The organism is Methylobacillus flagellatus KT (assembly GCF_000013705.1).
In the GTDB taxonomy this organism is placed as follows: Bacteria; Pseudomonadota; Gammaproteobacteria; order Burkholderiales; family Methylophilaceae; genus Methylobacillus; species Methylobacillus flagellatus.
Genome location: NC_007947.1, coordinates 1,001,817 through 1,018,496, shown reverse-complemented (window position 1 = coordinate 1,018,496; position 16,680 = coordinate 1,001,817). Strand labels below are relative to the sequence as shown.

At 55.4% G+C, this 16,680-nt stretch carries 29 protein-coding genes and 1 pseudogene; 26 read left to right on the top strand and 4 right to left on the bottom strand.

Going from position 1 to position 16,680, the window contains the following annotated elements; all coding sequences use genetic code 11:
- The first annotated feature begins 125 nt into the window (after positions 1-125).
- The 20 genes from MFLA_RS05010 (at position 126) to MFLA_RS14420 (ending at position 8,894) form a co-directional block, all read left to right on the top strand.
- Positions 126-332 carry a hypothetical protein gene (locus MFLA_RS05010; RefSeq protein WP_052286270.1) on the top strand — a complete coding sequence of 69 codons (207 nt, stop codon included), beginning with the start codon at positions 126-128 and terminating at the stop codon, positions 330-332.
- Entirely contained in the window at positions 322-606 is a 285-nt protein-coding gene (locus tag MFLA_RS05005) for a hypothetical protein (RefSeq protein WP_011479197.1), read from the top strand. The genes MFLA_RS05010 and MFLA_RS05005 overlap by 11 nt, the downstream gene beginning before the upstream one ends.
- Complete coding sequence (locus MFLA_RS05000; RefSeq protein ID WP_011479196.1) at positions 606-2,297, top strand: replication endonuclease; 1,692 nt, start codon at positions 606-608, stop codon at positions 2,295-2,297. The genes MFLA_RS05005 and MFLA_RS05000 overlap by 1 nt, the downstream gene beginning before the upstream one ends.
- A 56-nt stretch (positions 2,298-2,353) precedes the next feature.
- Complete coding sequence (locus tag MFLA_RS14430; protein WP_195742084.1) at positions 2,354-2,518, top strand: hypothetical protein; 165 nt, start codon at positions 2,354-2,356, stop codon at positions 2,516-2,518.
- A complete protein-coding gene (locus MFLA_RS04995; protein WP_011479195.1) occupies positions 2,511-2,831 on the top strand; it encodes a hypothetical protein in 321 nt (106 codons plus the stop codon). Before MFLA_RS14430 ends, MFLA_RS04995 begins: the two co-directional genes overlap by 8 nt.
- A 2-nt stretch (positions 2,832-2,833) precedes the next feature.
- Entirely contained in the window at positions 2,834-3,322 is a 489-nt protein-coding gene (locus tag MFLA_RS04990) for a hypothetical protein (RefSeq protein ID WP_011479194.1), read from the top strand.
- Positions 3,319-3,945, top strand: coding sequence for a hypothetical protein (locus tag MFLA_RS04985; RefSeq protein WP_195742083.1), 627 nt, complete (start codon positions 3,319-3,321; stop codon positions 3,943-3,945). Before MFLA_RS04990 ends, MFLA_RS04985 begins: the two co-directional genes overlap by 4 nt.
- Before the next feature lie 144 nt (positions 3,946-4,089).
- Positions 4,090-4,269, top strand: a complete 180-nt coding sequence (locus MFLA_RS04980; RefSeq protein ID WP_048811559.1) for a hypothetical protein — start codon at positions 4,090-4,092, stop codon at positions 4,267-4,269.
- Between the two features lie 9 nt (positions 4,270-4,278).
- On the top strand, positions 4,279-5,085 hold the full coding sequence (locus MFLA_RS04975) for a major capsid protein P2 (RefSeq protein WP_011479192.1): 807 nt from the start codon (positions 4,279-4,281) through the stop codon (positions 5,083-5,085).
- 9 nt (positions 5,086-5,094) lie between these two features.
- A complete protein-coding gene (locus MFLA_RS04970) occupies positions 5,095-5,373 on the top strand; it encodes a hypothetical protein (protein ID WP_011479191.1) in 279 nt (92 codons plus the stop codon).
- Complete coding sequence (locus tag MFLA_RS04965) at positions 5,373-5,723, top strand: hypothetical protein (protein ID WP_011479190.1); 351 nt, start codon at positions 5,373-5,375, stop codon at positions 5,721-5,723. The genes MFLA_RS04970 and MFLA_RS04965 overlap by 1 nt, the downstream gene beginning before the upstream one ends.
- A complete protein-coding gene (locus tag MFLA_RS04960; RefSeq protein ID WP_011479189.1) occupies positions 5,724-6,188 on the top strand; it encodes a hypothetical protein in 465 nt (154 codons plus the stop codon).
- A 1-nt stretch (position 6,189) separates the two neighbouring features.
- A complete protein-coding gene (locus tag MFLA_RS04955) occupies positions 6,190-6,789 on the top strand; it encodes a ubiquitin-like domain-containing protein (protein ID WP_011479188.1) in 600 nt (199 codons plus the stop codon).
- Positions 6,790-6,845: 56 nt separating this feature from the next.
- A complete protein-coding gene (locus MFLA_RS04950) occupies positions 6,846-7,148 on the top strand; it encodes a hypothetical protein (protein WP_195742082.1) in 303 nt (100 codons plus the stop codon).
- Positions 7,149-7,156: 8 nt separating this feature from the next.
- Positions 7,157-7,378, top strand: coding sequence for a hypothetical protein (locus MFLA_RS04945; protein ID WP_048811558.1), 222 nt, complete (start codon positions 7,157-7,159; stop codon positions 7,376-7,378).
- Complete coding sequence (locus MFLA_RS04940) at positions 7,371-8,006, top strand: lysozyme (protein ID WP_229407164.1); 636 nt, start codon at positions 7,371-7,373, stop codon at positions 8,004-8,006. Before MFLA_RS04945 ends, MFLA_RS04940 begins: the two co-directional genes overlap by 8 nt.
- 9 nt (positions 8,007-8,015) lie before the next feature.
- A complete protein-coding gene (locus MFLA_RS04935) occupies positions 8,016-8,195 on the top strand; it encodes a hypothetical protein (RefSeq protein ID WP_048811557.1) in 180 nt (59 codons plus the stop codon).
- Positions 8,188-8,580 (top strand): hypothetical protein, encoded by a 393-nt coding sequence (locus tag MFLA_RS04930; RefSeq protein WP_011479185.1) that lies wholly within the window; start codon positions 8,188-8,190, stop codon positions 8,578-8,580. The genes MFLA_RS04935 and MFLA_RS04930 overlap by 8 nt, the downstream gene beginning before the upstream one ends.
- A 12-nt stretch (positions 8,581-8,592) precedes the next feature.
- Positions 8,593-8,730 (top strand): hypothetical protein, encoded by a 138-nt coding sequence (locus tag MFLA_RS14425; protein WP_195742081.1) that lies wholly within the window; start codon positions 8,593-8,595, stop codon positions 8,728-8,730.
- Positions 8,730-8,894: a hypothetical protein gene (locus MFLA_RS14420; RefSeq protein ID WP_195742080.1), complete on the top strand. Its 165-nt coding sequence runs from the start codon at positions 8,730-8,732 to the stop codon at positions 8,892-8,894. Before MFLA_RS14425 ends, MFLA_RS14420 begins: the two co-directional genes overlap by 1 nt.
- Before the next feature lie 221 nt (positions 8,895-9,115).
- Here the strand turns inward: MFLA_RS14420 and MFLA_RS14415 are convergent.
- Positions 9,116-9,259 (bottom strand): annotated as a pseudogene (locus MFLA_RS14415) (RNA methyltransferase); the annotation flags it as partial.
- A 92-nt stretch (positions 9,260-9,351) separates the two neighbouring features.
- On the opposite strand from MFLA_RS14415, the gene rpiA reads away from it, so the two are divergent.
- From rpiA to dhaK, 3 genes are read left to right on the top strand one after another with little or no spacing between them, the layout of a single operon-like run.
- A complete protein-coding gene (gene rpiA, locus MFLA_RS04925; RefSeq protein ID WP_011479327.1) occupies positions 9,352-10,044 on the top strand; it encodes a ribose-5-phosphate isomerase RpiA in 693 nt (230 codons plus the stop codon).
- Positions 10,045-10,680, top strand: a complete 636-nt coding sequence (gene dhaL / locus MFLA_RS04920; RefSeq protein WP_011479326.1) for a dihydroxyacetone kinase subunit DhaL — start codon at positions 10,045-10,047, stop codon at positions 10,678-10,680.
- A gap of 28 nt (positions 10,681-10,708) precedes the next feature.
- Positions 10,709-11,698, top strand: coding sequence for a dihydroxyacetone kinase subunit DhaK (gene dhaK / locus MFLA_RS04915; RefSeq protein WP_011479325.1), 990 nt, complete (start codon positions 10,709-10,711; stop codon positions 11,696-11,698).
- A gap of 632 nt (positions 11,699-12,330) precedes the next feature.
- Here the strand turns inward: dhaK and MFLA_RS04910 are convergent.
- The 3 genes from MFLA_RS04910 to MFLA_RS04900 form a co-directional block, all read right to left on the bottom strand.
- A complete protein-coding gene (locus MFLA_RS04910) occupies positions 12,331-12,669 on the bottom strand; it encodes a tRNA-binding protein (protein ID WP_011479324.1) in 339 nt (112 codons plus the stop codon).
- Between the two features lie 3 nt (positions 12,670-12,672).
- Positions 12,673-13,011, bottom strand: coding sequence for a zinc ribbon domain-containing protein YjdM (locus MFLA_RS04905; RefSeq protein WP_011479323.1), 339 nt, complete (start codon positions 13,009-13,011; stop codon positions 12,673-12,675).
- Between the two features lie 173 nt (positions 13,012-13,184).
- On the bottom strand, positions 13,185-13,439 hold the full coding sequence (locus MFLA_RS04900) for a hypothetical protein (protein WP_048811576.1): 255 nt from the start codon (positions 13,437-13,439) through the stop codon (positions 13,185-13,187).
- A gap of 217 nt (positions 13,440-13,656) precedes the next feature.
- On the opposite strand from MFLA_RS04900, the gene MFLA_RS04895 reads away from it, so the two are divergent.
- The 3 genes from MFLA_RS04895 to MFLA_RS04885 all read left to right on the top strand — a co-directional run bounded on the left by MFLA_RS04895 (position 13,657) and on the right by MFLA_RS04885 (position 16,671).
- Complete coding sequence (locus tag MFLA_RS04895; RefSeq protein WP_011479321.1) at positions 13,657-14,160, top strand: DUF3617 domain-containing protein; 504 nt, start codon at positions 13,657-13,659, stop codon at positions 14,158-14,160.
- Positions 14,161-14,172: 12 nt separating this feature from the next.
- Positions 14,173-14,886, top strand: coding sequence for a pseudouridine synthase (locus MFLA_RS04890; RefSeq protein ID WP_011479320.1), 714 nt, complete (start codon positions 14,173-14,175; stop codon positions 14,884-14,886).
- A 237-nt stretch (positions 14,887-15,123) separates the two neighbouring features.
- Positions 15,124-16,671 carry a DEAD/DEAH box helicase gene (locus MFLA_RS04885; RefSeq protein WP_011479319.1) on the top strand — a complete coding sequence of 516 codons (1,548 nt, stop codon included), beginning with the start codon at positions 15,124-15,126 and terminating at the stop codon, positions 16,669-16,671.
- Positions 16,672-16,680: the final 9 nt, after the last annotated feature.

Sequence of the window (16,680 nt, the reverse complement as noted above, 5' to 3'; positions counted from 1 at the left end):
TCAGTGACTTAGCTAACTAATCTCTTAATTTACAACAATCTAACCTTTTACCCGGTGTGCAATCTGCACACTGTCTATAACGTTTCAATTTCTCGCTGGTTGACAACCAACTGCGAGGGCTTGAAATGGTCTATGAATTTCCACTATCCGCAATGCAGCGCAAACGTATTGAGGCATGCCGCCTGCAATACGTAGCCTTTACCGGCGCTGAAATCTCCTTCTCTGAATACCTTGCCGACATTCTGAACGGCGCAATTCGCAACGAGGAACAGTGCTGCAAGGCAGCTAAAAAGCTGGCACCTGTGCGCATGGTGATGGCCGATGTTCATTAAGGCCGGGACGCTGGTAAACGTCTGCGAAGGTTCCAAGGCTGGCCGGTTCGGCAGGGTGCGGGACGTCAGAATATGCGATCAAACGCATGTTGTTCTGGTCTTTGTCGAGCTGTGGGACGTGCGGGACGGTTCGGGGCAGTTGCATCTGTTTGAGCCTACACAATTGAAGGGCAGGCGGTATAACGAGGCGGAATTAATCGCGTTTTCCGAACTGTTGAATGATCCTCTTTTTTGGGGCATTGAGCCGCCAAAAGGTGCGAGGGTTGCGGCCTGATGCTGGCAATTGAAGTAACCGGCGAGTGGTTGGATCACAAGCATATCCGCGCCCATTTCGCCAAATATCCCAAGCGGTTCAAGCCTGCGATCAATAGGCGGTATGTAGAGCTTTACCAGCGAGAGGGCAGGGCGGCGGCAAACCTTGCCTTGCTTGACATCACGGAAGCCATCGGCGGAAACAAAGCGCTGCTGGCTGCAAGCGATGATGAGATATGCGCTTATGCCAAGGCGCGGGCGGATGAGTGCTTTAGGCTGGCCGGGTACTGGAAAGATGCCGATTTAGCGCTCAGGGCCATGATTGGGCTTGCAGAAAAGTACGGCATCAAGCCGCAATTCAAGGGTGTCGAGAAGTCCGGCCAGCGGGCGCGGTTGTGCTGCGAATTGTGGTGGCGGCGGCAGTTGCGCAAGGTGGTGGGGCGTCAGGTCGAAGCTGCGGCAATCAACCTTGGCATGGTCAGCAAACGGGCCGGTATCTATTCCAGCGATGAAACCGTAGCGCGGCGCAAGGGCCAGCGGCGGCGCAATGCGGCCTTGCTGGAAACAATCCTCGCCGTCAATGATGAGGGCCAGGAATACACACTTGCCCAGCTTTCCGCGCTGGGCGTCTCCAATCCTGAAATTAGGCGCATGGAATTGATGGCGCGCATGGCCGGGTTTGATTCCTACTCACGCACTCACGGTCATGCAGCAGAGTTCTACACCATCACGGCCCCTAGCCGTTTTCACGCCGTCCGGTCTGATGGCAAACCAAATCCCAAATACAAGGCGGAAACACCACGCGAGGCGCAAGCGCACCTGTGCAAGGGCTGGGCATTGTCACGCGCCGCGCTGGCAAAAGAGGGTATTAAGGTCTACGGGTTCCGCGTGGTCGAACCGCACCATGATGGAACGCCGCACTGGCATATGGTGCTGTTTATGCAGCCTGCGCACGTCGAGCGAGTGCGCGAGGTGTTGCGTCATTATGCCCTGCGTGAGGATGGCGACGAATTCGGCGCGTCTGAACACCGTTTCAAGTTTGAGCCTATTGATCGCAAAAAGGGGTCTGCGGTGGGCTATCTGGCTAAGTACATATCAAAAAATATCAATGGAAAAGGGCTTGAGGATGCTGATGACTTTGAGGGTGGTTCTGTTACTGGCAATGCTGTCCGGGTTGACGCTTGGGCTGCTTGCTGGGGAATTCGGCAGTTCCAGCAAATCGGCGGTGCAGGGGTGGGCGTATGGCGTGAGCTTCGTCGCCTTGGCGATGCTGGCGACGATCAGATGGGCGGAATTCTGCCTGATCTTGTGGCGGCGGCTGATGCGGGCGATTGGGCAGGCTATACGGCGCTGATGGGTGGGGCATTTGCAAAGCGCAGGTTTCACGCCGTGAAGGTGCGCCGGGTCTGGTTTGATGAGGCCATGACGCGCTATGACGGGGCGGGGATGGAGAGGGTTGAAGGATTGGAAACGCGCTGGGGCGATTACGTCAAAACTCGCTTGCGCGAGTGGGTTTTAAAGAGGGCCGTTAGGCCCGCTTGGAGTTCTGTAAATAACTGTAACCGGGGGAATGGCGATGGTAGAGAAAATGGCGCGTTTGCAGCGCCAAATGCGGGTGGTCGAAGTGCTTTCAGAGAAAGCGAAGCACGCGCCGATGTTTCAAAAGGTGCCAGCAGTAGAGGAATTGGGGGCGGCTGTCATGGTGCTGCATGATTTTCAGGTGCAGTTGCTGGCTGAGATTGTCACAAAGTTGGAAATGAGAGGGAAAAATGACGCTTGAAGAGATAGTGCGCGGCCAATTGGTGCGCGTGGTGAGTAGGCCGGAAATAGTCGGCCAGGTGCGCCAGGTCAGCGGCAAAGGCAACGTGGGCATCATGGTCAACGGCTCAATTCGCTGGGTGAACCCCGATGATCTTGAGGTGCTGCATGTCTGAAAAATCCATTCTAGGGCATATCAATTGCCCATATTGCGGCACGGCCAATGGCATGCGTATCACGTCCGACAAAAACGGTGCGCCGTTCGGCTTCTGTGAAGCGTCATGTGACGGCCAATTGCGGGTAGGCGGAAAAGCCCGACGCGTGGATGCGTTCCTGAAACAGTATCCGCACATTGCCCAGGCCATGCAGCCGAAACAGGAAAAACCGCCTGTTACCGTAACAGCAACGCCGGTGCCGGAAAACAAGCCCGCGCCGATACCTGAAACGAAGCCAGCGCAGAAAAAAGCCGGTTTCTCATTGGAGTTCTAGTCATGGAAAAAACACCTGAACAAATCGCATCGGAAACCCAGCTTGAAATGCTGGCGGATGAGCCTGTACAAGAAACAGCGGAGCCGGGGCAGGAAGCCGGGCCGGTGCCACAAATCAGCGCCGAACAAAGCCTTGCCGGGTTGCTGCAAATCGGACATTTGGCCTTGCTGGCTGGCGGCATGCGCAATACCGCCGCCGTCTGGAATCAAGATTCATGCAACGCCTTTGCCGGTGCCGCCGTGCCTGTGCTGCGCAAATACCCATGGGGCGGCAGGGTGCTGGCCTTTCTGGAATCCGGCGCCGGTGTCGAGGAAATGGCGCTGTTCGCCGTGGCAATGCCGCTCACCATGGCAACAGTCAACGCCGTGCAGCAGGATTTGAAAAAGCCGGAACCGGAAAAAGAGCCAGAAAAGCCAGCAGAGCCAGCGCCGCAATACGAGCCAGTCCCGGCGGATGAATGCGCGGCAGACGTGGATAGGTACGCGTCATGACGTTGGCGACAAGGGACGGACGGCTATGCATCATGTCCGGGGCCAGCCGGTCGGGTAAAACGGCCATGACGGTGCGCCTCGTGCGCCAGGGCAAATTCAAGGCCGTGTTCGTGTGGGACATTGAGGACCAGTGGAGCAAGTTGCAGGGCTATAAGCGCATTACTGCATTTGCCGATCTGTTGGAAGTGGTCAAGAAAGGCAAGCCGGGCAAATATGCCTACGTCAGCCAGGGCGACATGAAGGCAGACTTCGATAGATTCTGCCGGGCTGTGTTTCATTACGGCTCGTACTTCGGCGAGTGTGCCGCTGTGCTGGAAGAACTGGCAGACGTGACAACCATGAGCAAGGCACCCGAGGGCTGGGGCATCCTGGTGCGGCGCGGCCTGAAGCGGGGTATCAGTCTGTTCCCCATATCCCAGCGCTGGGCAGAGGCAGATAAGACTGCCATAGGCAACGCCACAGATTTCTACGTGTTCCGCGCTGCTACCGGGTCGGATGTCGATTACATGGCAAAGAAAACCGGCCTGCCTAGGGAGCGCATTGCTCACTTGCAGCCGCTGGAATACCTGCATAAGGACGCATTGACGGGCCAGGTAACAGGGTCAAAACTCACTTTTCGATGAAAAAAGTGTAAAAGTTTGTAAAGAAAAGGGCCAAAAATGGCCCTTTTTCCTGTAACCGTAACCGTTACCGCCTATATACGCGGCGCGGCTTTCGTCGCAATCTTCGCCCTGTCATAACTTATTTCTAACTAACAGGGGTTTTAAATGGATTCCACAACCACAACAGCAAATAGCAAGTGGGTTACTATCGCCATCGGTGCGGGCATCGCTTTTGCTGTTTACAAGTTCGCGCCGGGTAATCATGTAAAGGGCGCTGCGCTTGGCGTTCTGGGCATGATCGTTGCCCGTCAAATTCCATACGTCAACACCGCATTGGCTGCATAAGGGGGCATCATGGCTAAAAAGCATATCAAACTGCCCTCTATCAGCCGTGTTGTTGCTGGTAGCACTGCCGTGCTTGAGATTCCAATCAAGCCCACATATCACAACATCCTGTTTTCTGTGACAGGTACAGGATTGGACGTAACCGACATCGGCAAAATTCGCGTTCTCGCCAATGGCAAGGAAGTACAAACTTTTGCCAGCCTGCAACGCCTGTTTGATCTGAATGCCTACTATGGCCGCAGCCCTGATACCGTGAATCAGTTCATGATTCATTTCACGGATAACGCCTACGATCAGCTTGCCTACAAGCGAGCGCCAGCGTTCGGTACTGATGATCTGCAAACCTTCACTGTGGAATTGGAACTCGCAGCCGGTGCGCCTGCGGACATCACCATGAAGGCACAAGCGTTCATTGATACCGTGCCGCAAAAGCTGGGCGTATATACCCAAATCCGCGATTACGGCATTTCAAGCGCTGTATCTGGCGTAGTCGAAAACGACAAATTGCCGAAGTCTGGTGACGTGTACAAGGCTATCCATATCTTCAAGTCTGATATTAGCAATGTGGAATTGCTGGTTGATGGCGTCCAGGTGATCGATGCTACCAAGCCGATTCTTGAGCGTGCTCAGAAAAACGTCTATCCGGTGCCACGCGTACCGCAAACAGGCAAGGCAACACATATTGACTTCCTGCTTGAAGGCGATGCGGGCGACCTGCTGAATACGCGCGGCGTGTCCGATCTGCGACTCAAAATGACATTTGATACTGCCGGTTTGGCAAATATCGTCGCTGAGACACTGGCCGTTTGGGCTTAAGGGGGCATCATGGCGCTACAGCTATGGGACGATTTAAAAGCGTTCAGCATTAAGGATGCGCTGGATATTGCCGCCTTCTGGAACCAGCAAGAAATCGCCAAAGGCGTGGCAAAAACCACGCAGCAGCAGGCCGAATGGCAGAACCAAGCCTCGTTGCTCACACTGCAAGCGCAAATGCAGGCACAAGCCCTGCAAGCAAACACCAGCGCCAGCAATAACCGCCTGTTATGGGTGGCCGTGATTGCCGGTGCTGGCCTTGTGGGCTTCATGCTGCTGCGTGGTAAGTAATGGCGGGAATTGCTGGCCTTGTGGCTCCGGGTTCGTGGGGGTCGGTCGGGGGCGGTTATGCCAGCGGGGCGGCAGGCGCAACAGGTGCAGCCGGAGCGGGTGCGCTCGCCTCTGGCAATCCCTGGCTTGCCGGGCTGGCTTTATTAGGTGGGGGTGGCGGTTTGTTCGGTTCTGATACGGAAACCAATTCCAGCGCGGCATATTCGGGGCTGGGCGCGTTTGCACCGACAAACACCAGTGCACCAGTCTATAACAAGCCGCTGATTGATCTCGAAAACCCGATTCATATCGCCGTGCTGGCGGCGATCGGGCTGGGGTTTGTATATGCAAAAAAGAGAGGGTGGCTGTAAATGGCAATGCCTGAATCGGTGAGTTTAACGGGTTACAAGGGGTCAGCCAGTGCCACATTTAACGAAAATATCCAGGCGCCTCTAACCCTTCAAGATATTGATACGCCTCTGGCTGTGAACAATGTCGCGGGTAGCAAGGGCGTCAATATCGGGGATGGAACCTTCTTTGGCGGAAATTTTTCGGCGGGGGCAAATTCTGTAATCAGCTTTCTGGACGGTGGCGCGATTGATCTTGCTGGTAAATCCGTCGATACCGTGGCCGGGTTGACGGTCAAGTTTCTGGATGCGGTACAGCAGGCCAATATTCAGGCACTCGGCTTTGCAGAAAAGGCAGGCAATCAGGCCATGCAATACGTCTCTGATTCCACCAATCCCGAGCTGACGCAAGAAAAGCTGACAAACAAAACACTGTGGGTAGTGGCCGGGCTGGCCGCGCTCTATTTCTACTTCAATCGGAAGCGCTGAAATGAGTCTCAAACTTTATACGTTTAAAGTCCAGGCGGGCGGGGAAGAAATACCGGCTTTGACTGGCGACTATATCCGCATTGAAAAAGCCCTTGTCCCGGTGCGCGTCCGCACGGAAAACGGCGATGACTTCACCTTAGATGAAGGGGAAGAGGCCAATATCGGCGAATTCAAGCGACTGATATTGGGGCATGGTGGGGTAGGGGAAGAGGAAATACGCCTGTTTGTCGGCACCGGCGGGGCGCGTGTCGGCTCTGCCAAAGTATCCGGGGGAGTCTCGGTGCCGGGTGGGGTGAATGTCAACAATCTGCGTAGTGCGGTGCAAGTTGGCAATAGTAACCTTGTGCGCCGGACGATTACAACATCAGCCGGGGAGCTGGCCGCGGTCAATCCGAACCGGGCATTTATATCTATAAAAAATCAGGATGAGGTCGGCACTATTTGGGTTTCCTCTGGCTCGGTATCCGTGGGCAATGGTTGGGAATTGGGGCCGGGTGAAAGCATCGAATTTATAGGCGGTGCCGTGTTCACTGGCGTCTTGATCGCCATAGGTAATGCTGCCAGCAATCCGAATGTCATGGTGTGGGAGGGTAGCTACTGATGAGGCCAATTCGATACGGCGCATGCTGGTTGGCTGGCATAGTTGCTGGGGTAAATGTGGCTCAAGAAGTCATCTCACCTGCCGCAAATGCAAGGGGCTGCATCATTCATGCAGCTGCATCCATGGTGCGGGGGCCGGCGGTTCTTTCGTCATTGATTGTAAAGACTAGTGCGCCGGCAAATATTTTTGATGGTCAGGCGCTGGCAATTACATCTGGATATTCTGCTTTCACAAACAGCGATGCCGATATTTTGAAGCTGGATAGGGAATTTTTTGTGCCAGCTGGTTTGGGGGTGTATTTCATCAGTAACAAAAATCGGGATGGTGGAATGATGCAGGTTATTTACTCGCTTTTATGAGGAAAAAAATGAAAACTTTTACTTTCGATGAATACGGCAATTTAACAGTGAGTGAAGTTGTTACCGTAGTTGTGGAGGGTGGCGGCGAATCGCAAGAAGTAGAGCAAGAAACATCGCGCAGCATCAGCGCCGCGCAATTGGCCGTCCATCTGCCAATGCTCGTTGTCGATATGTCGCCAGATGACTTACTCCAGGCGCAAACCATCATCAAGGGGCTGGCCGGTGCTTAAAAACATCATTACCGGCCTTGCCTTGGGGTTCGGCGGTTATATGATCTGGCGCTATCTCAACAATAGCGACACTGTAACAACGCCGGACGGCGAGGGTACGGGCTGGCTTGATGGAATTACGGGGGATTTTCTTCAAATGAGCAATACAGTAATGCCAGCATCTGGAATGCGCATAAGCCTTAACGGGCTGGCAAAAATCAAACAAGAAGAGGGCTTAAAGCTTGTCAGATATGACGATGCAACAGGCCAGCCGCTTGCCAGGGGGCAAAAGGCGAAAGGTTATCCAACAATCGGGTACGGCCATAAGCTCGGGACGTTTGAGGATTTATGGACGATCACGGAAGCGGAAGCAACGCGCTTGCTGGTATCTGATCTGGTTGATGCAGAATCCGCCGTCAATCGCTTGGTAAAGGTGCCGCTGACGCAAAATCAATATGACGCCCTGGTGTCATTCGTGTTCAACGTAGGTTCAGGCGCTTTCAGCCGCTCAACACTGCTCAAGCTGCTGAATGCCGGGGACTATCAGGGGGCCGCGAATCAATTCCCGGCGTGGCGCATGTCTGGCGGCGTTGTCATGGCCGGTTTGGTCAAGCGCCGTGCCAATGAGCGGGCGCTGTTTCTTGCATAAGGTGAACGTATGAAAACAATTCAGATTCTGGCCGTGGTTGGCCTTGGCGTTGGTGCATTCCTGCTGCTGACGCGCTACCAGAAAAAGACGGAACAGGCTTTGTTCTGGCCCACGCAATACGCGCCGTCATGGTCGGACAATATAACGGGCAACAATGCGACAAATAACAACGGGGTCATCAATGTATAAGGCGCTGAAAGCACTGGATGCAATCCCGCCTTGGTTCTGGATGTTGGGCGCGGCGGGGGTCGCTCTGTACATCATAAAAAAAGGCAGTGTGGCGGCAGCGGCACAAGATGCGGTTGCGGGTGCAATTAGCGGTGTTGGTAGTCTCGCTGGGAGCGTTGGGGGCGGGGTGGTGGTGGGTGTTGGCGACCTGCTGGGGGTGCCTCGCACCAATGAGAGCAAATGCGAAATGGCAAAGCGTCTAGGTAATTCTTGGGACGCTTCAAGATATTGCGATGCGGGCGATTTTATCGCATGGCAATTTAATGACTTGTTCACCAGTGGGCAGGTTGATTTTATAGGCGGTGGCGGCTCATTCGGTGGGCATGGTGCTACCGGTTCTTGGTAACTCGGGGGGAATATGCGTGAGAAATTGAAAGCGCTCTTTGATGCGCGTAGTACATGGGCCGCAATCGGCGTTGCTGCTGGTGCGATCTTTGGTGAGCAGGCAGCAAATACCGTGAATGCGGTAGGCGCTGTGGTAATGGCTATTCTGTAATGGATTGGCTGATGCCAGGGCTGGCGGCGCTCTGCTCATTCGTGGGCAGTTATGCCGCCATCGGAGTGCATATCAAATACCTGCGCAGGGATGTTGATACAGCACATCGTCGTATAGATTCACTGGAAAGGGTTGTTAGATATGGCTACCAGAAAAAAGCGTAAGGCAACAAAAAAGCCTGCACGTTCGAAGCGTACAGGCCGTTTTATCAAGCGTTAAAACGTAAGGGTGACGGTCTTTTCATTGTCGATGAAAACCATGCAATCTATATTGGCGATGCCTTTTGCAACGGGTTTGCTATGGCAAGATGCCTCGGTGCTTTTATCTTCAAAAGTGCCGCCTGTTGCTTGGCCGTTACCTTGTCTATCTAGCGGAACTTCTATATAAAGGCTTCCATATAGGCCGTGAGCAAGTGCGGCCCATCGAGCAGGGTTTCATTGTGTTTGCGCCGCTCTCGTGCATTGTCGGCCAGTTTTTTCAATTGCTTGAACAGGCTGTTATCGCGGGAGGTGATATGTTTAAATGTCATGAAAAATCGCACGCAGCTTGAGACCGGACCATTTTACTCGATTCATCGCTCACAGCTCGCGTAAAACACCCGCTACACGGAGGAGAAAACCGATGAACGACAAGCAACTCGTCGCCATACAGGCGGCACAGCACGTGCAGGACGGCATGGTGGTTGGCCTGGGCACCGGCTCGACCGCCAATTACTTCATCGAGGAACTGGCCCGGCGCCACCGCGACGAAGGTCTGCATATCACCGCAGCCGCGAGCTCCGTAGCCAGCACCATCCAGGCGCAGACTCATGGCTTGCCGTTGGTGGCGCTCGAGCATCTTGGTAGGCTCGACCTCTACGTGGATGGCGCCGATGAGGTCACCACCAACCTAGCCCTGCTCAAGGGGCGCGGCTACGACCTCGTGCGCGAAAAGCTGCTGGCCCGCGCCAGCGAGCGCTTCATCGTGCTGGTCGACAAAAGCAAGCTGGTGGGCCACCTGGGCGAAAAATTCCCCATCCCGCTAGAAGTCATCCCGTTCGCATGGCAACTGGTCCAGGCCTCATTACAACAACTGGGCATCGCAAGCAGCCTGCGGCAAAATGCCGCCAAGGATGGCTGGGCCATCACCTCCCACGGCAGCCTGGTACTGGAGCTCACGCTGCCGAAAACCTTCAAGAGCGATGAGCTCAACCGGCTGCTGAACGACATCCCGGGCATTGTCGAGCATGGCGTGTTCGACGAGCTTGCCGATGCCGTATTCGTGGCCGACAACGGCCAGGTGGAAGAAATCTGGAAGAGGCCTGGAAATATTTAAATGAGAACCGCATTCATCCTTGAAGCCATCGCCGCGGTCAATGACGCCGTCCTCAACAGCGAGGCCGAACTGGAGTCTCTGGACCGCGAGATCGGCGACGGCGACCACTTCATCAATCTCAAGCGCGGCTGTGCCGCCCTGCTCGCCATGCGTGACGAGCTCGCACCGCTACCGCCTGCCGACGTGCTGCAGCGCATCGGCATGAAACTGCTTTCCACCATAGGCGGCGCATCCGGCCCGCTGATCGCGACCTTCTTCATGACCATGGCCAAGGTGGAAAAAGCCGGCGACCTCAACAGCCTGGCCGAAATTGCCGCCGCCTTCCATGCCAGCGTCGAGGCCATCAAGCAGCGTGGCAAGGCCGATGCTGGCGAAAAAACCCTGCTGGATACCCTGATCCCGGTTGCTGACACCTTCAGCCGCCTCACAGCCGTCAATGCCGAACCGGCCCAGGTGTTCGACGCCATTCAGCAGGCTGCCGAACAAGGCATGCTATCCACCAAGGACATGGTCGCCACCAAAGGCCGCGCCGCCTTCCTCGGCGAACGCGCCATCGGCCATATCGATCCCGGCGCACGCAGCAGCCAGATCATCATCCATACCATTGCCGAATTGGCAAAGCAGCAGGCCGTCTGATGCCAGCGCAAAGGAGGAAGAGGAAAACATGAAAAAATTCATCAACAACGTCGACGACATCCTCACCGAAAGCCTGAGTGGCTTTGCTGCGGCGCATACGGACATCGTCAGCCTCAATCTGGAGCCGCACTTCCTCACCCGCAGGCAGAAAGCAGAAAACAAGGTCGCCATCATCTCCGGCGGCGGCTCGGGCCACGAGCCGCTGCATAGCGGCTATGTCGGCTACGGCATGCTGGATGCCGCTTGCCCAGGCCACGTGTTCACCTCCCCTTCCCCCGACCAGATGCTTGCCGCAGCCGAAGCCGTACATGCAGGCAAGGGCGTGCTGTTCATCGTCAAGAACTATGCTGGCGACGTGATGAACTTCGAGATGGCGGCCGAGATGCTGACGTTCGAGAACGCCACCGTGCTCACCAGCGACGACGTCGCGGTGGAGAACTCCACCTACACCACCGGCCGTCGCGGCGTGGCTGGCACCATGATCGTGGAGAAAGTCGTCGGCAGCCTCGCCGAGACCGGAGCCGACCTCGCCGCCTGCAAGGCGCTCGGCGACAAGGTCAACAGCCGCACCGCCTCCATGGGCGTCGCCCTCACCAGCTGTACCGTGCCCGCAGCGGGCCGGCCAACCTTCGATATTGGCGACACTGAACTGGAAATGGGTGTCGGCATCCATGGCGAGCCCGGACGCAGGCGCGAAGCGATGAGAAACGCCGATGCCATCGTCGCAGACCTGGTCGCCGCCATCCTGGAAGACCTCAAGCCGACACCGGGCAGCGAGGTGCTGCTATTGATCAATGGCTTCGCCGCCACTCCGCTCATGGAGCTGTACCTGCTCTACAACAGCGCAGCCAAGCTGCTGCAAGCGCAAGGCCTGGTCATCAGTCGATCACTGGTAGGCAACTACACCACCGCCCTTGACATGGCAGGTGCCTCTATCACCGTCACCCTGCTTGATGATGAAATCAGGCAGCACTGGGATAGTCCGGTGCATACTGCAGCCTTGCGCTGGCAGTGCTAAAGCTCATATAACTATTAACCCGGCCTCAATCGGGGCCTGATCTACCAAAAACGGTCATCCTTATCTTGATCCTGAAGCGGATAAACCCTAACTAGCTGGGACTGACAGCCAGATTAAGCCTAAGCATTGCATCCACCGATATGCTGCATGAAAGCGAAGCATGCGAAAAGCAACCAATTCGATACTACGTTGACTTCTTGAAATAAAGCGGGAAAAACGGCACGATCGTTACCCAAAGCTTGTCGCGTTCTGGGGTGAGATAAAGACCAATAAAGGCTGCACGCCAAGAAAACTCAACGCACTTGAAGCGCATACGTTTTTCCTCTGTTAAAGATGATTGTTCTGGATGGTAGTAGTGCTAATGAGGCCGAACATTAAGGGCATGACACATTTCACAGGCCACGGGTCAACTGCACTTCTAAATATGTTTTTTAGATAGCCAGATGGTATTTAAGCATCAAGACCTAAGTCAATGCTCTTTCCAACCACTCCAATATTACAGGCTTGGAATAAGCAATTAGCTCATCTAAAATTTAGGTAGATGACTTTTATCATAAGCACTAAACTTGTTTACTAATTAATCGCAATAAAACTTCTGAACATGCATCTTCAATTCAATTGACAAGCCATATCTAAAGCAACTTCGCCCCCTTAGGCACCAATTTATCCGGCACGCACAAAGCCACTGCTCCATTCTCATCATGGAACCCGGTCACCAGGCATTGCGACTGAATCGGGCCAATCTGCTTCGCAGGAAAATTCACCACCGCCACCACCTGCTTGCCGATCAAGTCATCAGGCTGGTAGCGCACGGTAATCTGGGCGCTGGATTTCAATATCCCAATCTCCTGACCGAAATCAATATGCAATATGTAGGCGGGCTTGCGGGCTGCGGCGAATATCTCGGCAGAAACCACTTCGCCCACGCGCAATTCCACCTTAAGAAAATCCTCGAAGCTGATGTCGTTCATGACTCAGGCCTTTTTCACGAACTCCGATTTCAGCTTCATTGCGCCGATGCCGTCGATCTTGCAGTCGATATTGTGGTCGCTATCCACCAGGCGGATGTTCTTGACCTTGGTACCTACTTTCACCACAAGAGATGAACCTTTGACCTTGAGGTCCTTGATCACGCTAATCGTGTCGCCGTCCTGCAGCAGGTTGCCGTTGGCGTCCTTGACGATGAAATCGCTGCCCGCCGCCTCTTCGTCCTCGCTTGTCCACTCATGCGCGCATCCCGGGCAGATGAATAAGGCGCCATCCTGGTAGGTATAGCTGGAACTGCATTGGGGACAATTAGGTAATTCGCTCATTTTGACTCACTTCTGGATTAAACAAAGATGTTGCATGGCAAACCCCAGCACGTGACTGATTGCCGATTAACCAATACTGCAACATGGTTATTATACACTTACCGTCCCTCTCCCCTTGAGCCACGCGGTCTTGATCCGAGGCAACCCCTTAAGAAGGGTATGGCTAACTTGCCTTATTCGTAGTTGCGGGGATAGGTCAGCTGGCAATAGTAAGGCGAAGCTTCTTCTTGCCTGACGAAGGCGCAGCCGCGCTTAATCTCGTCTATGATCAAATCGCAGCTATTTGCTGTATTGCAGGGTGGATGCGTGGCGGGGCTGACTGCCTTGCACCATTCCACCAGGATGTCGGCATGGCGCTTGCCAGCCTCATCGATACAATTTCTCCCGCCAGCGCCAGCGGGAAGCACTTGGCAAAAAACAAGGATCATGAAAGAGGTAATGCAGGGTTTCATTGGCATTTTCTCGCAAAATTATGGGGAGTCGCACAACATGGACATGCATGAATATCCAAGCATATTCTAAACCGGAAACCGGGCGCCTCTGCGGACCAACTCCCCATGCTGCCACTAGTTGGTTTTTCCGGTCGGAAGTAGTTGCCTGCCGGGTGTTATACTTGCCTTCTCATGATCAATATTCCCTTAGCCCATGCCTAACCGCATTGCAAGATTATCTCTCTGCGCCTTGCTCCTCAGTCCCTTCACTGCGCTTGCCATCGACCAGATCAAGCCGGGCCAGTGGGAAACCTCCGTGACGATACAAGGCCTGCCCGCGATTGCGCCTGAGCAACTGGAACAGTTGCGGCAATTCGGCATCGAACTGCCTGTCGGCGGTCATGCAATCGTGACGCAGCAATGCATTACGCCTGAGCAGGCAAAGCTCAAGCAACCGCTGCTGCCGCAAACGGAAGACGGTTGCAGCGTGCGCAATTACCAGCACAGCGGCGACAAAGTCACCGGGGACATCAGCTGCAATGGCGCAATTCAGGGCAATGGTCGCTTCGACATGACCTTGCTTAGCGACAGCGCTTTCGAGGGTCGTATCTCCATGCAGGGCATTGCGCAGGGCCTGCCCGTCAACCAGAACTCAACCATCATTGGCAAGTGGGTGAATTCCGCCTGCGATGCCGATATTCCGACTGACCAACCTTAATTCCTGATCCCTATGCAACTTGAACGTATCCTGCACTCGCAGGGCTTTGGCTCCCGCAAGATTTGCCGTTCGATGATCCGCCACGGCGAGGTCGCGGTAAATGGCGAGGTGTGTGATTTCCCCTTTACCGAATTTGACCCAGAACACCTTGTTTTCACCGTGCGTGGCGAGACATGGACATACCGGGAAAAAGCGTACTTGATGCTGAATAAGCCAGCGCATTATGAATGCTCGCACAAGCCGCAGCACCACCCCAGCATTTTCAGCCTGCTGCCTGCGCCGCTGCTGGAACGCGGGGTGCAAAGCATAGGCAGGCTGGACGAGGACACGACCGGGCTACTGCTGCTTTCAGACGACGGACAGTTCATCCATCGCATGAGCTCGCCAAAGTGGAAGGTGCCCAAGGTCTACGAGGTCACCACCAAGCATCCTTTGGATGAAACGCAAGTTACCTCGCTGTTGAGCGGCGTACAACTGCTTGACGAACCGGCGCCGGTAGCCGCACTGTCCGCGAAAATAGTGGGCGACCATGTGCTGCACCTGACGCTGGCGGAGGGGAAATACCACCAGGTCAAACGCATGCTGGCCGCAGTTAGCAACCGGGTGGAGGCGTTGAAACGCATCCGCATCGGCAGCCTTGATTTGCCGGAGGACCTGGCACCGGGGGCATGGCGCTGGCTGGATGCAGCGATGCTGGCAGCAGTAGCGCCGATGCGGCAGGCATAGGCTCCCGGCAGTGCTCATCACAGATATCAGCACCTTGCCAGCATGGTGACAGAGATATTTTCAAACTGCATGGCCACAGCTTGCCTGTTTTTGCCGTATAATCCCTATTCCCTGCGCTACATCCAATCCGCGCAGCGGTCTTGAATCCTAACAGATACCTTCCTGCTGTCTGCCTAGATTGGAGTTATGTCATCGTAACAGGCCGACAAAACACCCTTTGAATAATGGAGTTTCAGCTTGTCTACTGACGTAAGCATTACCCTTTCCAACTTACAATTTTCCGATCTCGGCCTGGCAGAACCCATCCTGCGTGCCATTGCAGATACCGGCTATACCCACCCGACCCCTATCCAGGCCCAGGCCATTCCTTTGGTATTGAATGGCGGCGACCTGCTGGCAGGTGCGCAAACCGGCACCGGCAAGACAGCGGGCTTCACCCTGCCCGTGCTTCACCTGTTGCATGCCAAGCCGGTCAAGGTCAAGCCCGGCCAGCCTCGCTGCCTGATCCTGACCCCGACGCGCGAACTTGCCGCCCAAGTGGAAGAATCGGTACAAACCTATGGCAAACACCTGAAATTGACATCCATGGTGATGTTCGGCGGTGTGGGCATCAACCCGCAGATCGAGCGCCTGAAAAAGCCACTGGATATTCTGGTCGCCACGCCCGGCCGCCTGCTTGACCATGCAGCGCAGAAAACCATAGACCTGTCCGCGATCGAGATTCTGGTCCTGGATGAGGCAGACCGCATGCTGGACATGGGCTTTATCCGCGATATCAAGCGCGTACTGGCATTGCTGCCGAAAAAGCGCCAGAACCTGCTGTTTTCCGCCACGTTCTCAGACGAGATCAAGGAGCTGGCCGACGGCCTGCTGCACAACCCCGGCTTTGTGGAAGTGGCCAGACGCAATACGGCCTCCGAACTGGTCGAACAAGCCGTTCACCTCGTCAGCCAGGGGCACAAGCGCGACTTGGTCGCGCATCTGATCCGCCACCACGACTGGAAGCAGGTGCTGATATTCACCCGCACCAAGCATGGCGCCAACCGACTTGCGGAAAAACTCAGCAAGGACGGCATCGCCGCTGCCGCGATTCACGGCAACAAGAGCCAATCCGCCCGCACCAAGGCGCTAGCCGAATTCAAGAACGGTACCCTGCCGGTCCTGGTGGCAACCGATATTGCCGCGCGCGGCCTCGATATCGACCAGTTGCCGCAAGTGGTGAACTTCGAGTTGCCCAACGTGCCGGAAGACTATGTGCACCGCATTGGCCGTACCGGCCGCGCAGGATGCTCGGGCGCTGCCGTCTCTCTGGTGGATGGCGAGGAAATCAAGCTGCTCAAGGGCATCGAGCGTCTGATCAAGCGTGAAATCCCGCGCCTGGACATTCCCGGCGCTTTCGTTCCCAGTGATAAACCAGGCGTGGAAAGCCGCCCGCCCAGGCAGCAGCCTGCCCAAGCGCGCCAAACGAAAAGTAACCGTCCGCAAGCCCAGCGTGAGCGCAGTGACGCGGCTGGCAACAGCGCCGAACCGCGCTCCGGCAACAAGCCGCGTCAAGGCCGGAATCACCAGGCCAAGGCTCAAGGCCAGCCTCAGCCACAAGCGCAACGCAGCAAGCCTCAGGGCCAGGGCCAGGCGGTTCAAGCCAAGAAAAAACCGGAACCGCTCTTGTCCGAAGCCGCACGCCACCAGGCCATGCCGCAGGTCGGGCTGTTCGTGCCGCCACAGCCACCCAAGCGTCAATTCCACAATACCTCTGGGCAGCGCCCCAACCGGGGTCGCCGCTAGAACCTGGCA